The 17,160-nt window shown below is 40.9% G+C and carries 8 protein-coding genes; all 8 read right to left on the reverse strand.

The features are described 5' to 3' along the window. Positions 1-4,055: hybrid sensor histidine kinase/response regulator (locus AC1DRQ_RS24405; protein WP_477427685.1), on the reverse strand; the 4,055-nt coding region annotated here is incomplete at its 3' end. A gap of 235 nt (positions 4,056-4,290) precedes the next feature. Beyond that, on the reverse strand, positions 4,291-6,126 hold the full coding sequence (locus AC1DRQ_RS24410; RefSeq protein ID WP_477427687.1) for a RagB/SusD family nutrient uptake outer membrane protein: 1,836 nt from the start codon (positions 6,124-6,126) through the stop codon (positions 4,291-4,293). 18 nt (positions 6,127-6,144) lie between these two features. Beyond that, positions 6,145-9,501, reverse strand: a complete 3,357-nt coding sequence (locus AC1DRQ_RS24415; protein WP_477427689.1) for a SusC/RagA family TonB-linked outer membrane protein — start codon at positions 9,499-9,501, stop codon at positions 6,145-6,147. A 282-nt stretch (positions 9,502-9,783) separates the two neighbouring features. Beyond that, complete coding sequence (locus AC1DRQ_RS24420; RefSeq protein ID WP_477427691.1) at positions 9,784-10,857, reverse strand: LacI family DNA-binding transcriptional regulator; 1,074 nt, start codon at positions 10,855-10,857, stop codon at positions 9,784-9,786. 52 nt (positions 10,858-10,909) lie between these two features. Next, positions 10,910-11,773, reverse strand: coding sequence for an ROK family protein (locus AC1DRQ_RS24425; protein ID WP_477427693.1), 864 nt, complete (start codon positions 11,771-11,773; stop codon positions 10,910-10,912). A gap of 19 nt (positions 11,774-11,792) precedes the next feature. After that, a complete protein-coding gene (locus tag AC1DRQ_RS24430; RefSeq protein ID WP_477427695.1) occupies positions 11,793-13,700 on the reverse strand; it encodes a glycoside hydrolase family 97 protein in 1,908 nt (635 codons plus the stop codon). Beyond that, positions 13,701-14,954, reverse strand: a complete 1,254-nt coding sequence (locus AC1DRQ_RS24435; protein WP_477427697.1) for a glycoside hydrolase family 88 protein — start codon at positions 14,952-14,954, stop codon at positions 13,701-13,703. It lies immediately after the preceding gene. Positions 14,955-15,269: 315 nt separating this feature from the next. Beyond that, complete coding sequence (locus tag AC1DRQ_RS24440; protein ID WP_477427699.1) at positions 15,270-16,937, reverse strand: RICIN domain-containing protein; 1,668 nt, start codon at positions 16,935-16,937, stop codon at positions 15,270-15,272. Positions 16,938-17,160 lie beyond the last annotated feature (223 nt).

The raw sequence follows: 17,160 nt of genomic DNA on the forward strand, positions 1-17,160 counted from the left end.
TTCCTGTACTTGCGTATAAAATCCGATGGGTTCATTTCAAATAACCTGTTAAACTGCTCCCTAAAATATTTGATATCCTGAAATCCAATCCTGAACGCGATCTCTTTTATTTGCAAATCGGTCTGGATCATTAATTCAGCACCCTTTCTCAACCTGATATACCTGATGAATTCTGTACTGGACAAGCCAGAGATAGATTTGATCTTCCTGAATAGTTTAGATCTGCTCATGCCAATTTCATCAGTAAATATTTTTAAAGAAAAGCTCTCATCTTCTAAATGGCTTTCAATAATCCGGATGCATTTAGCGAGAAACTCGCTGTATTCGGCAGGGATCTTCAAGCTGTTATTCTTAAGCGTGATTTCGTTAAAGAAATAATTTTTAAGCGTACTCCGGCCTTTCAACATGCTTTTTATACGTGCAATCAGCAGGTCACTTTCAAAAGGTTTAGTGATATAATCATCGGCCCCGCATTCTATACCTTTGAGTTTGATTTCAGGTGATGAACTCCCGGTTAATAATATAATAGGGATATGGCTAAATGAAGGGGATTCCTTCATCTTTGAGCAAAACTCCACACCATTCACCCCATTCATGATTACATCACAAACTATAATATCCGGTTCACAATCCAACACGTTTTTAAAACCCGCTTCTGTATTCCCGGCCTCATGAATAATAAATTCATCCTGCAATAACTGTCTGATATAACGCCTTACTTCTGTATCATCATCAATCAACAAGATGACAGGTTTTTTGTTGACTACATCATTCATAATTTCGTCAATATGTGCGGTAGACCTCATCAAATAACTATCGCCTATTTCAACCGGCTCTGTAATCAATTCCTGTATCAGTGGATAGGTAATTTTACTTTGACCCTCCTGTTCTTTCTGCGTATCATTAAACAAATGTTCACTTATTTTAGGTAAGCATATTTTGAATGTAGTACCCTTTCCTAACACACTGGTGTAGGATAGTTTACCATGATGCAGTTCTAAATATGTTTTTGCCAGAAAAAGGCCGATCCCAAATCCGCTTTCTTTTATCTTATCCGCGCCCTGATTTAGCCGGTAAAACTTTTCGAATAATTTTTCACCCGTTTCTTCAGCAATACCATAACCGGTATCCTTTACCAATATTTCAATAAATTCATCACCCTTGTCTACCCGAATACTGATAGAGCCACATTCAGGTGTATATTTTATAGCGTTCGATAAGAGATTAAACAACACGATCTCGAGTTTTTCCCTATCTGCATAAACCTTAATATTGTTGTCATGGCAAAGGAATTGATAATCAATTTTTTTTGCTTTTACCTGATTGTTAAAACAAAGAAAAACTTCATAACAAACATCTTTCAAATTGAGCACAGCAGGATTCAGATCAGCTACCTCTTTTTCAGAACTCCTGAAGAGTAACAACTGATCCACCAAACTCAGCAAACGGCGTGAATTGCGATATACCGCACTAATATCTATTAAATCAATGTTGGTTCCGTTACTGTGTAACAGATCTTTGATTGGGTTAACAATAAGTGTAAGTGGGGTTCTCAGTTCATGCGATATATTAGTAAAAAACGCAATTTTCTTTTCATTCAATTCCTTGACAAACTTCACTTCATATTGCAATTGGGTTTGTTTTTTTTGATAAAAAAGATACCCATAAATTGCCCCTATAATACCCATTAAGTACAAGCCATAGGCCCACCAGGCCCTGTACCAGGGCGGCAGAACATGTATACTCAACGAAATTTGCTCCGACATCCATCGACCTTCGGCATTAGTACACTTTACCCTGAATGTGTAGTTTCCTTCGTCAAGGTGGGTATAATTGGCAGAGCGTATATGCTCAGAATAAGTCCAGCCATGATCCCAGCCTTCCATATAGTAAGCATATTTAATTTTATCGGGCGCAGTATATTCTAATGCTGTAAAATCAAAAGCGAAGACAGCTTTATCATAAGGCACTTCTATTTTTTTTATGACATCAGCAGAAATATTCCGGACCCAATCTGCATTTTTCTCTAACGCCAGGTTATTGACAGTTATTCCTGACAATACCAGTTTAGGCGTGGTGTTAATGTCAGTAACCTTTTCAGGGTTGAAAATATTAATACCCTCTATGCCACCAAATACCAGTTCGCCAGTGTGCAAAACAGCCTTGGAATTGTAATGAAACTGGTTACTTTGCAACCCATCGCTTTTGTAATAGTTCTTAAAGGTTTTGGTACGCGGGTTAAACTTAGACAAGCCATTAAATGTGCTTAACCACAAATCGCCCTCCTTATCTTCCAATATATTCAATACAGAGTTATTACATAATCCATCTTCGGTAGTATAACGGGCAGCAATTGCAGATTTGGCACGGTCAAACAGCACCAGTCCCCCACCCTCTGTCCCTATCCAGAAATTATGTTTACGATCTTCATAAATGTTGCGTAAATAATATCCCAGTTCAAAAAACCGATGTCTTTTATTTTTCCGGTCTATTTGAACTAATTGAGTAAGCGTTCCTGCCCATAGCCTTCCTTCATTGTCAGGGGTAAGACTCCACAGATCTGAAAGACTGGTGTCAAACGCAACAAAACGGTTGTCTTTTTTGTCGAAGGTATATAGGGCACCATTAATTCCATCCCCTTTTAATGTTCCAACCCAAATATGTTTGTCCGGATCCTCACACATGGTTGATACGACCTTGTTTTCAGTATTGGATAAAGGGTTTATGCATTTATAACGCTCAAAAGTATGTGTTGATCTGTTATACCTATTCACCCCATTAAAAAAAGTACCTGCCCAGATATTTTTCTCGTCATCCCTGATGATATTGGTTACAAAATTGTCGCTAAGCGAATTTGTGTTTTCCGTTTCATTTTTAAGTTGGCTATAAACATTCGTTTTTCGGTTCCATACTGCGATACCTGCACCCTCTGTACCTATCCACAGATCGTTATTAATATCCTCGTAAAGCGCATACATTGCTCTTTTAGGTAAGGAGCGTTGATCTGCAGGGTCATGGCTAAGTGTTTTAAACCGTCCCTTTTGTGGGTCAATTACATTAACACCGCCATTAAGAATACCGATCCAAAACCTGTTGTCTTTATCCTGATATATGGTATAGGCAGCATCGTTTGAAAGCGGGCTGATCCCATTGTCGGTCCTTAAGTAACTGACCTTCTGCGTCAGCGTGTTATAAATATTTATCCCTCCCCCATTGATGGTCATCCACAACTGTCCATGCTTATCCAGTACCATGTCTGATACTTTACTAAAGATCAATTTTCCTTTACCCTGATCAAGCACCTGGGTCATTACCCTTGTTTTATCCTGATAAAAAAACAAGCCCTCGCCCGTTCCTATCCAGATATCACCGTCCTGATCGGGTTCAATACAATAGGCATTTCTGACTGCGGAACTAACAATACTTAATTTACGGCTATCACTACTTAGCATACAAAGCCCAACTTGCGGTATAAATACCCAGATCCGTCCCCTATTGTCCGGTTTAATAGCCTGAACATCATAATCCCATAGCTGGGTCTTGTCATTACTGATAGGTATCTCTACAGCCGCTTGCGCCGATTTGTCCTTAAAAAGTAAGCCTTTACCCAATGTCCCCAACAGCATGTTGCCTTTTTGATCTGACTTGATAACCCGCACCCCAACCGTTATTTCCTTGCTCTGCCCCCCTTGCCGGGATATGTAATTAACCGTTGAAAATTTGCCCGAAAGATTATTGTATATACATACTCCTCCATGAGTACCTATCCACATATTGGATTGCTCATCCTCGGTTATTGAAAATATGTAATTATTGATCAGCGAACCGGGATCTTTGAATTTGTTCCGGAAAATCTTAAAGCTGTAACCATCGTATCTGTTAAGGCCATCATATGTTCCGAACCATAAAAAACCTTTGTGATCCTGGTAAATACACCTAACGGAATTATTAGATAAACCCTGGTCAATACCGATGTACGACAATGGCTGACACTCCGCTACCATCACGTTGCATAAAATAAAAGAAAACAGGATTAAAAGCTTGTTATATTTCATTTTTCTGCAAAATGATTGTTCTTTGTACACTTAATTGGTTAACACAAATATCCGTGAATAATTTTAACATTTCAGCTAAATTACAGGAACAATTATTGAATTACAGCTGTGTTGGTTTAAAGATAAATAAACTAGGTAAGAGCATCAATAACGGTCATCTAAAAAGCTTTACCACATTTTCATTTTAAAAGCTATAATAACTGCATAAAAGCAGTCATTATAGCTTTGCCTGCTGTTACCAGCCGGGATTTTGGACAAGTTTTGGGTTTAAAGAAATTTGTTGTGCCGGTATAGGATAAAGGTAATTCTTCTCACTAAACTGCCTTGCCGTTTGATCGGTGATCAGGCAGCCATTGGCATCTTTTGGATTAGTAGGTGCTGGGTTTATAGGATCTGGCCCAAGCTGTGCCTGTGTGCCTGTATATTTAGTACCCAGAGGCCAGGGGCTTACAAATTCAGCCAGATTGCCATAAGCTGTACCGCCTATATTGCTCACCAGATCAATGGCGGCACTATGCCAGCGCTTGATATCATCAAATCGGAAATCTTCATCAAACAACTCAATAGCACGCTCCCGTCTGATCTCGGTTCTCATATCCAGGCCATTCATACCGGCAAAGCTATTACTTAAAGGAGGCATGGCGTTATTGACACGCAAACGAACCAGGTTCAATGATTTATTCAGATCGGCATCACTGATGGTTCCATTACGTTCATAAACCGCCTCTGCATAATTCAATAATACCTCCGCGTATCTGATCACCGGATAATCTTCCGACTCAAATTTATCAGCTACCGGGCGCTCCGAAATCCATTTTTGGCCCCCATAACCGGCAGGTCTTACTACCTGCTCTGCGGTTGCCCGGTCAGCAGCATCATTCGTCCAGTTAACCCTGCCATTAAGCAAACCAAACCAGTAGTATTGATAGGGCACTTTAATTGTATAGCGCATCCGGCTATCCCGGTTTTGATACTCTGAAGTATATGTTTGATACCCCTGGAATAATGGCGACTTTTCTATAGGCAAGCCATCTGTACATAAAAACATATTGGCAAATTTCCTGTTTACTCCGGTACCATTACGTGCGGAACGACTAATGTTTACACCTGCTACTTTTATAACATCATCATATCTTACCGCCAATACATACTCATGGTTAGCAGCTTTTGTAACACCAGCCGGGTTTGATTTAGGGTTCTCTAAAATAAACAGGTACTTCTGAGCAGAATCGCCTAAGATGGTACTGTTGCCGCCCAAAGCATTGGATGCAGGTGTGCCAAACAGTGCATATTGATTACTGGCAATAACAGCATTGGATGCGGTGATGGCTTTGTCGAGTAGTCCATTATACCTTGTGGCATCCCCGCTCCTGAATTTTTGCCAGGTACCTTCATAAAGGCACACCCTTGATAAAAAGGATTGCGCAGCCATCTGTGTAACCCTGCCATAGTCGGCAGAGTTTGCAGCGATAGATGTCGGCAAAGCGGGTATAGCAGCCTGAAGATCACTAATAATTAAATCAGCCACCGCGTCTCTGGTTGCTCTTGCTCCATATAATTCTGGCGATGTGGGGTCAAGTAAAGTAGTTACAATAGGCACTCCTCCATATTGTTGCAACAGATCAAAATAAACGTATGCCCTGAAAAACTTTGCCTCGGCCACAAATTGCGCAATACCAGCCTGATCTGCATATGATGTAGCTTTGCTGAGCAGATAATTGGTTGCCCGGATCCGGGCATAATCTGTTGTCCAGTTACCGGCATTACCCTGCCCCGCTTCCGTAGCCGGTACGCTATTCGTGCCCGCACCGAAACTCCCACCACCGCCCGTTAAATCCGAGCGACCATCCGAGTGCGGGGCATCAGTAACCCCCAGCAATGTTGTAAAGTTTTTCAGGTAGCCATAGTATTGATTGGCAAAGGTTTTAAAATCAGCAGGTGTTTTAAAAAATGCCGGATCATTAATCTGGTCAGCCGGCTTTAAGTTCAGGGTCTTATTACAGCCATACTGGCTTATGGTAAATAGGGCTGCTATCAATACCAATATATATTTTTTGCTATTCTTTTTCATTTTCGTTAATTATTAAAATTAGAAAGTAACATTAGCTCCAAGGGTTACATACCTATAGAAAGGAAATCTTTCATTACCACTAACCGTTCTTGTTACTTCGGGATCCCACCCGTCATGAATTTTTGTTAGCTCCCATAAATCGCTTCCTGAAAAGTAGATGCGAAGTCCTCTGATCACACCGCTTTTTTCAAGCCATTGCTTAGGTAGCGTATATCCTACCACCAAGTTTTTTAAACGTATGTAGGCGCCATTTTCAACAGACCAGGAAGAGATCTGGAAATTATAGGTATTGATACCATTATTCTGCGCTGAATGTAAATTAGGGTAATAAGCATCTGGAGTGCTTGGTGACCAGGTATTACCTACATATTCATCACTTTGTCCCTGGTAAATAGACTTATAAGGAATCCGCATATTTCCTGATCTGAAGATCGTTCTTTTAGCAACTCCCTGAAAAATGGTGTAAAAGTCAAATCCTTTCCATTGCAACCCCAGGTTAAAACCAAAACTATACCTCGGGTCGTTGCTGCCCAGGTACACCAGGTCGCCAGGATCACTGGTGCTTGTTCCTATACTTAGTTTACCATCCCCATTTACGTCTTTGAAAGTATTATCACCCGGACGAAGACCGGAAACCTGACCAGCAGGGTTGGCTAAAGGGCTTGGAACAGGTAAACTTATATTATTGGTACTACCCGCCGGCGCATATTTAGCATTATAAGCATCAACCTGTGCCTGAGTTTGCAAGCGGCCATCATATTTCAACCCAAAATAGGAGTTCAGTGGGTATCCCTCTACTGTTGGGTTAAAGCCGGCACTCAGCACATTGGCCCCGCCATAATGCACCAGTTTATTTTGATTATCCGTTATCGTTCCGCTTATGCTATAGGAAACACTGCCAATTTTTGATTTCCAGGTCAGGCTGCCCTCATAGCCCCACGATTTCAGATCGCCGATATTAGAAGCAGGAGCGCCGGCTCCTAAAACACCAGGATAGGTTTGCCCCAGCAACATATTGGTATTTTCATTTCGATAGATATCGAAACCGCCGGTCAAGTGATTATTTAGGAAACCAAAATCGAGACCTATATTTTTCTTTTTTACGGTTTCCCAGGTTCTGTTTAATGAAACCAGGTTTCCTGATGTTGTTACCGTAGTTGCGGTACCCGATCCAAGCAGAGCACCGCCTGAATTTACAGCTAATGACTGAATGTAATCATACAATCCTATCCCGCCCTGGTTACCTGTTGTTCCATAAGAAACCCGCAGTTTAAGCTCATCAACCACCTTCTGATTTTTCATAAAACCCTCTTCAATGATCCGCCAGCCGCCTTGTACACCGCCGAAAAACTTCCATCTGCTGTTTGCAATAAATTTAGAAGACCCATCATATCGTCCTATCGCCTCCAATAAGTATTTACCTTTGTAGGAGTAAGTTGCCCTGCCAAAATATGAACCTAATGCATAATGGTTCTGGGTTTCGCCATTGGTTACATAACCCGCGGTTCCATTACTTAAACCAAGCCCTAATGATGGAATAGCATCATTGCTTAGGTTATATGTCCTGGTTACAAAAGAATTAAATTCATCCTTTTCATAAGAGCCACCTATCATCAAGCCTACATCATGTATCTTGTTAAAGGTATTATTATAGGCTACCCTGCCATTCAGGTTATAATAAGGTTCTGTGGTATTCATCCTTTGATACCAGGTATTATTAACATTATTATTTCCACCAGCTGATGGTAAAGTTTGCACCAGGATATTACCGGCATAATTATAATATTGAACCTGCTTTTGTTGGATCCTGCTATCCTGGAACCAGGTATTATAACCTGCTACACCGGTAAAGGTCAGGTGTTTGGCAAAATTGTAGGTAAGTGTACTGTTAAGAAGAGCCCTGGTGTTAACCTCCAAATTGGAGCCGCCATCCCTGTCTGCAGCAGCCGCACTAAAAACAGTTCCCCATGCATAGGGCTGACCTTGTGAAGTAAAGGCCGGTAATCCGGGCTGGGCATACTCACTAAGGGAACTATACCCATTATAACTGTACAGGGATGGTTGCTGTATGCTATTTCTTTCTAATGATATATTGGTCTCCAGTTTAACTTTATCACTAAAGGTATAATCATTATTAAACCGCAAATTGTATCGCTGGTTTCCGTTGGTTCCCCACCGCAACTGACTCCCATCATTTAAATAACCCAATGATACCCGGTAACCCGCCTTTTCGGTCCTGCCGGAAAAACTTAGATTTTGCTGGGTTGAAGTCGCATTCTTCCACAAGATCTTTTGCTGATTGGTGTCAAAAAAGGTAAAATCCTTAACATCTCCAAAAGATGGGAGCGGTACACCATTGTATAATACACCGTTTGCAGAGCCAGCATAACCAGGTAGTTTGGTAATATCAATATAGCCGGAAGCAGGTGGATTGGTAGCCAGGGCTGCTAACTGGTACCATAGGTAACCGGTTGGTGCTATGCCATRATTATCGTTCGTTAATGCCTGCATTAATCCCTCACCCCATTGTTTATCGTTGATGAGCGTTGGCTGTAAGCCGAGAATCTTTCTGGAAACAGAACCATCATATTGAACTATCATTTTACCATTCTTTGCTTTTTTAGTGGTGATCAGCACGACACCATATGCAGCTCTTGAGCCATAAATAGATGCTGCAGCATCTTTTAAAACTGAAATGCTTTCTATATCATCCGGATTGATTGAATTTAATGCAGCATTACTGGTAGTGTAACTATTATTAGGATCCGGTTGGAAATTACTTGATAAGGGTACTCCATCTAATATAACCAGCGGGTCCTGCCCATTGGTGGATGTTGCTCCCCTGATCTGGAAATTCCAGTTTTCCCTTCCTGGTTGGGCCGAGCTACGGGTTACGATCACACCCGGTATCTGCCCCTGTAAGGACGCCAGCGGATTATTGATCGGCCCCCTGTCTTCAAAAACTTTGGATGAAACAGTTGCCACGGCCCCGGTAAGGGTGGCTTTTCTTTGCGTACCGTAGCCCACTACTACCACTTCGCTTAAGTCACTACTGTTGGCTGTTAAACTAATAATCATTGGTTTACCCGGATCAGCCACTACTTCCTTTGTCAGATAACCGATATAACTGATCTGCAAAACTGCTCCGGACGCAGCGTTAAGCTTAAACGCACCCGTTACATCAGTTACAGTTCCCGTTTGGGTTCCCTTAATTTTTATAGTTGCTCCTATAATCGTTTCGCGGGTTTTGGCGTCGATCAATTTTCCTGTCACAGTCCCGTCCTGCGCCATGGAGTTCAAACAAAATAACAAGGAAAGAAAAAGCGTAATTGTTGCAGCTTTGTACCTTGATAGCAAAGTAAAATTTTCCATCATAAATTGGTTTAAATTAAGAATAGGTTACTAAATTGATTTATTGACAAATACGCAAGGCGTTAATATCAATAGTTGTTTATAATTGGCTGCTAATGTATAGTGTAGAAAAAAAATAAAAAGGGGTGTACGGGGTCAAACAGCGGGGGGTAAATCAATAAAAACACCCTCTTTTTCATCAAATGACCAGATAAGCGATATTTGTCCCTGCTTCTTAGAAAAAATCAATTTGAAGGGCCTTTTATAAGGAAAAAAGAGGGTCTAATTTTTTAATATTTTGTTTGCTCAGAACTTATTTTTGACCAGTCTTTTAACCCAGGAATCGTTGTTTGTTTTTGTTTGAGGTAAAGAAGAATCCCTGACAATGAGTGATGTGGGAATAACCACCGTTTTAACCGTTTTTTTGATCTTAGGGCCAGAAATACTTTTCAACATCAAATGAATTACCTGTTCTGATATCTCCTTGATCGGCTGGGCTATGGCAGTAATGGATGGCGTAAATAGTTTAAAAAGATAATGATCATCAAACACTACTATTCCTATATCTTCAGGAACACGGCGCTTTAAAAGCTTTAATGTTTCCAACCCGCTTTCGGCAAGGTAATTGGTGGCAAAAAACAGCGCGTCGATCTCCTGATTGGCGATCAGGAAATCCTGAATTTCCCGAATGCAGTTTTCCCTTTTATCATGATAGGCTATTTTTTTCAGTAAGTATGGCTTTTTAGTTTCATCTAAAGCTTTCATATAACCAGATTTTCTGTCAAGCATCTGTGTTTGATCAGACAATAAGGTAATCATTGCTATATTATTGTAGCCGTTATCAATTAAATGTTTAACGGCTTTATAACTGCTTTCCAGGTTATCTACTACCACATTGCTGATTTCCAGTCCCGCCAGGGTTCTGTCAAATAGCAATACAAAAAAACCATCGTCCCTCAACTCTTTTAATTCCGATTCAATACCGGGCGGAGGAGCAATAATATAACCGTCTACATGCCTGATACGATACATCTCAATCAAATCCTTTGCTTTTTGCGTATCATTTTCGGTGCTGCTGTAAAGGATCTTGTATCCTTTTTTATAAGCAATTTCTTCCATCATGCGGGCGATAGCAGAAAAAAAGGGATCCGATATATCTTCGACCAGCATACCGATCATTTTTGTTTTACCGGTACGTAAGCCCTGGGCAAAATGGTTGGGACGATAGCCAATCTCATCAATGTAGGCTAATACCTTTTTCTCTAATCCCGTACTGATGTTTTTTTCACGCGCCTTACCATTAATAACAAATGATACTGAGGTTTTAGAGATATTCAGTTCTCTGGCAATGTCATTGATGGTGATTTTTCTCTTCATCATTATACTGAGGGTTAAGATGATCTGAATAAGCAGCTGGGTGATATCATTTGGTCTAAATCAGGTTGACAACCCCTATAAGAGCTGCATATTCACCTAATTGCCCAATCTTCACCGTAGTCATATTTAATCGGCTGGCCACCACAGGCATAAAAAATGCCGATGCTTTGGCTATATTTCCGCAAACAATCAAAGTTTCGGGCTTGAAATGCAGAACAGGTTCCAGTAAAAAGTCGCTCATATTTACAGCAAACTCATTAAATATATCTCTGGCTATTGGACTATGCTTAGCCAATAAAGCCAACTCCCTGACACCTGTAATGGAAAGACCCGTTAATTCATGATAACGTTTTAGAAACCATCGGGTAGATAAATGATCATCGGCAATGCTATCTTTATATGGTTCATTGCCTAAATTTAAGTCCTTCGTAATACCATCTAAACTCCAGGCCGATCCAAATCCGGTGCCCAACGTAATTCCAATAATACTATTCAATCCTTTGCCGGCACCCGCAGTTACCTCTCCCGCAATTGCGGCTTCCGCGTCATTCCTGAATTTGAAAATTTCAGAAGGCAGCTGCAGTATTTCGGCCAGATGTTGTTTGATGTTCATGCCATAGATCGACTCATATTTACTAAGCCCGGTTATATAGGAAATACCCGTTTCATAGTCAAAAGGTCCGGGCATGGCTATGCCAACTCCCGAAATGGCTATCCCGGTTTTTCCCAGCGTTTGAGACAGGGCTCCGGCCCAGGAGTTCAATATATTTTGGGCACTTCCCTTACTACTGAACGCAACACGGGAAATACTTTCTTTAATAATGCTGTTTTTTCCCAGATCGTATATAGCTGCTGTAATATGCGTTCCGCCAATGTCGGCCGTTAAAATAAATGAACCAGACAATTTATCAATTTGCATTTATGTTATGTTATTTACGTTATCTGTCCTGCGTTTCATCTGTAATATAAATCGCCTGCCCCCCTGAAGCCTTTAAATTAATATCCAAAATCGTTGAAGCATCTACTTTTTGATGGGTTATTTTCACATGTGTAGCTGTCTTTATCCGTTGATCATCTGAATAAATAGTAGCCATATATTTCTTCCCTTTTGATAAAAAATTTAACGGTAGTTGTAATCTGCGGGCCTCATTATTAGTGATGGTTCCCACAAACCACTTTGTTCCTTTGCGCCGGGCGGTAGTAATAAATTGACCAGGCACACCTTGTATCACCCTTGTTTCATCCCAGGTGGTAGGAATTTTGCTCCAGAATTCCAGTTCAGGTTCCTGGTGGTATTGCGATGGATTATCGTACCAAAATAAAGTTTGAATTGGGCTATAGTAAATGGCAGCCAATGCCAGCTGGTGGGCATGAGTAGTTTTTATCCGCTTATCAAAATAACAGATCGTATAATCAGCCGGACCTGCTATGTACCGGGTAAAGGGCAAAATAGTATTGTGGGTGGCATCCGGCATTTCTTCGTTACCCCTTATACCTTCGGCTGTCATCAGATTTGGCCATGTGCGCTGTTCGCCGGTAAGGCGCCAGTCATCATGAATATTAACCATCATCTGGCTGGCTGCCGCCTGCTGTATAGCCTTCTCTACCCAGGTGGTCCAGCGATGTGATCCCACCTGCACAAAACCAAATTTGACGCCTTTTACCCCCCATTTACTATATACTGCAAACAGGCTGTCACTTTGTGCCAACAGTGCCTGTTGGTTAACGTAAAGCCAAACCCCTATTCCTTTGTCTTTACCATAGTGAATAATTCCCGGTAAATCGAAATCGGGTATGGCAACCTTTGCTGCATCGGAATCAAAGCTAAAGGCCGGCCCATACCATTTCCAGTCAAATAATATGTACTGCAGGTTCTGTTGGGCAGCAAAATCAATATAGGCTTTCGCATCGGCGGTGGTTTGTGTCATCACCCGCATAATTTTACCTGATTTTATCCAATCGGTATTGCCGGTTATTCTGCTTTGTTCATTCAGATTAAGTATCAAATAGTCATGTTCAATTAAATCGCCCGGTTTTTCTGCCACCATAATTACCCGCCAGGGAGTATACACCGGCGATATCAACTGGGCCTCGCCAAACATTGATGTAATAATGGTATTGGGCTTATTGGTGCTTAACTTAAATTTGGTACGTGCATAATCTACCATTTGCGCCTCGGCAAGTGTTGCGAATAAGCCATTTGGCAGTTCAAGAGTTAACGGGCGCTCACTTTCTCCGGGCCAGTTTAATAATGGCAGTTTATAATAAGGCGCCTGTGCCCAATTGGCAAACCAGGCTTGTGTGCCGGAGGGGAAGCTAAATTCTGTATTTTCTGCCGTTACATTATAATAAGTTCCCTTTACATTCTCAGGGAAGAAATAGCGTATAGCCACACCTTCGTTATAAACCCGAAACTGCACCTGCACTACGTATATCGGGTTATCGTCTTTTACCAGTGTAATATCTACTTCGTTGTAATGATCCCTTATCTGACTACTTTCGCCGTTTACCGGTTTCCAGGTGTTATCATGGGTTACTGTTTTGATCTCCTTTATTTCCAGGTTTTCGCACCAGTCTTTATGCTGATCTATTTTTAAGGCCATTGCCTTTTCTGAGAGCTGGTTATCCATTTGTATATTCAATGCCGATTCTTTTATTACCTCCTTACTTTTATAACTCACTTCATAATACATCATTCGTTTGTTACCAATAAATGATTTTTGATTAAATTTTAACGTCAGGTTTTGATCCGGTGATTGTAGATTAACAGGAGTGTTAGTTATGGTGTTTTGTCCCCTGGCGGTTAAGGTGATAAATGAAACCATAACCAATAGAAAATATCTCATTTAGCGTGATTTATAAAGGTGATAAGCTTTGATATGTTGTAATTTTTCCAGCCGCAGCAGGGCCTCCAGATAATAATAGTCGGCATAAATGATCGATGCATCAATCTCCGTCTCTGCAGGATGGTGTCCGGTTGAATGCAGTAAAAAGGCATTATTTACACCACGGCTCTGGTAAGCTGATGAAGAAAGCGTTTGCAACATAGCTTCGGCTTTATGGCGATAAATACTGGCTTTGGCTCTATCCTTTACAAAGGTTGATAACTCCAATAATGCCGAAGCGGTTATACATGCAGCCGAAGCATCCTTAGGGGTATTGGGTATAGCCGGATCATCAAAATCCCAATAAGGTATGAGGTCAGCCGGTAAACGGCTTAAATATACATCTGCTACTTTTTGTGCAAAATCTAAAAACTCCGTTTTCCTGGTTTCGCGGTAGCACATGGTAAAGCCATATATAGCCCATGATTGTCCCCTGGCCCACATACTGTTATTCGCATAACCCTGATGGGTTATTCCTTTTATCTTTTTCCCGGTAACCGTATCGTATACCACCACATGATAAGAAGTATAATTGGGTCTGAAATGATTATGCATCGTAGTTTCGGCATGTTTAACCGCAATGTCATATAAATTCCTGCTGCCACCATTTTTTGAAGCCCAGAATAACAGTTCCAGGTTAATCATATTGTCAATAATAGTATTGTGTGGCCAGTTCATTTTTTTTACCATTCTCGGCCATGATAAAATAGTGCCTACCTTGGGGTTAAATAGTGTAGCCAGTGAATCTGCCGATCTTAATATAACCTGTTTATATTCCGGATCTCCGGTTAGCCGATATCCGTTGCCAAAACTGTTAAATACCATAAAACCCAGATCATGATCAAAACCGCTATGTTCAGAAACAGGCTTTAACTCCCGAGTGAATTTATCTGCAGCTGTTTTCCATTTTTGACCATGGGTCCCTTCATATAAATACCATAATATTCCGGGCCAGAAACCACTGCACCAATCCTGATAGTTTACATAACGCCAGTCTGTTTTACCGTTATCTATATTACGGGGCAGGTTATTACCACCTGCGGGAATAGTGTTTAATGTTTTTTGAGCCTGTGCTGCACAATAATTTATATTGGGTAATACCCGCAAATTGATTTGAGCATCCGCCTGAAATGCTGCAAATAAGAAAAACAAGGTGATTAACACCATATTGGACCTTACTACATCAGAACAAATTTTCAAGTAATTACCATTCATAATTTTGCTATTATTTCTACTTACCTTACCACATACCTCACAGTAATCTATTCATTAATCATATATAAAGCCGTTTGCCTTATACAAGGGGTAGATTAATAATTACTAAATTGATTTAATGATATGTGCAAAGCATATCCGGAAAAATCGTTTATAATCGTGTTTCGAAAGTAGAGCAAAACAAAGACTCACAAGGGGGTTTAATGGGTCAAATAAGGGGGATGGTTTAAACAAAAACGGCATGAGCTATACACTCACGCCATTTTTGTTTAATTAAATATAGGTTTTCCGTTCTTTTTTACTGCAACAAGTATATCATGGCGCAACGGTCCATTGCTGGTTGTTACTACTACCACTTGGCCAAAATTGCATGATAGCTCCGTCCGTAGTTCCGCCTCCTGAATCCAGGCATTTACCGTTGGTGCGGTTAACAATTTTGTAATAAGAACCTACAGGTATGATTGTCCATTGCTGATTGGTGCTACCACCGTTTGCCCACTGTGCAACTGTTGATCCATCGGCAGTATGGTCATAACTATCCAAGCATTTGTTACCGGTTACACAAGCCAGTTTGTAGTAACCACCGCTATAGGTTAATACCCATTTCTGATTATTGCTGCCACTCGAAGCCCATTGACCCACATTTGCACCATTAGTAGTTGCACCCAAATTATCCAGGTATTTTCCACTGGCGCGGTTGATCAATTTATAAGTGCCATTGGCTATGGGCTGTGCCCCTACAGAATGGGTTAATGTACCAAATCCTAACTGATCATACCCACCACTATTGGGTCCATAATCGCCACCACCACCTTCAGGCCTTACATTAGTGGCATACTGGCCGCTGTAGGTTGCTCCGGTAATGCCATGTGATTTCTGATAATTATAGATCAGCTCCCAGCTCGGACGAATGTCTCCTCTACCACCTTCCGCAATTACCGTTTGTGTTTGTGCTGTGCAATTTTGCCCGTTGGCCCAATTGTAGGTAGTGAAAGGCACCGTGTTTCCAAGATTATAACTGGCGGTATATTCGCAAACTGCCAATGCTTTATTATTTTCATAGGCAAACAGATCCTGGCCCTGGTTGTAAGCCATTTGGCAAAAAGCACCCAACAAAGAAATATCCAAACATTGATGTCCCTGATCCCGGCCAGATTCCTGTCCCTGGCCTAATTGACCGGAATTATATAAAAATGGCACCGCATGATCAATTGACCCATTGCCGGCACCGGTTTTGAAATAGGTTATCGCTTCGTTAAACTTATTGGTGTCATCACACAATATACCTATCGACAGGATAGATGCCATACTACACAAATCCCAGTTTGCCCAATAATTAGTTATACAGGCTCCATTATGGTTTACCAAAAAATCATGATTCATCGGATAAAATACGTTGAGCATCATATTTTTAAACCGGGTAAAGTCTGTTGCTGACCAGCCATTATAGTCGCGCATGATCTCGGCTGCATTGGCAAACTCATAACCATATATACCGGCAGCCAGCCATCTGTCTGCAGATCCTCCGATAGCTGTCAAAGTAGATGACCATGCGTTCATGATAGCCACTGCCTTATTTCCACAGGCTACATCCCCATTTATTTTCCAACGCAAAGCATTTTGATAAGCGGCGGCAATGTCATTATACAGTTTTGAATAATTCTCAGGGGAGCCCGAACCTCTGTAAACTGTATCAACAGGCCCTTTCATGGTATAGCTTGATGACGAGTGCGAGTTTGCTGTCAGTTTGTTCCATCCTGAAAGCCAGGGATCCGCACCTGCGCTAACCATAGTTTGCATTCTGATAAAATCTGCCTGGCTGTGCAACATGCCCGGATGAATAAACGCTGAAACTGCGTTTACTGCCAGTTTGGAGGTGGGTGCAGACGAACTATTCGCTGTTATAAGCGAAGTCGACTTTTTACACCCAACTATAAAAATCAGAGATAAACAACTTAGAAAAATTAGAATTTTTGACTTCATTTTTTTAGATTTTTGGTTAAAATATAAATTGGTTAATTGGTTTCAGCACAAAAAATTTGTCAAAACGCAAAACCAAACTCAATTATTTCGTAAAGAAATAATTAGTAAAAAAATGTAACCAAAGTAAAAAGACTGGCTTTCGTGTTGACTATTAGGTAATAATTGTAAATCAAACATATCGTAAATAATAAATAGTCATGAGGGGTTAATAGACCATTTAAGG

The sequence above is a fragment of the Mucilaginibacter sp. P4_E8 genome (assembly GCF_056401495.1).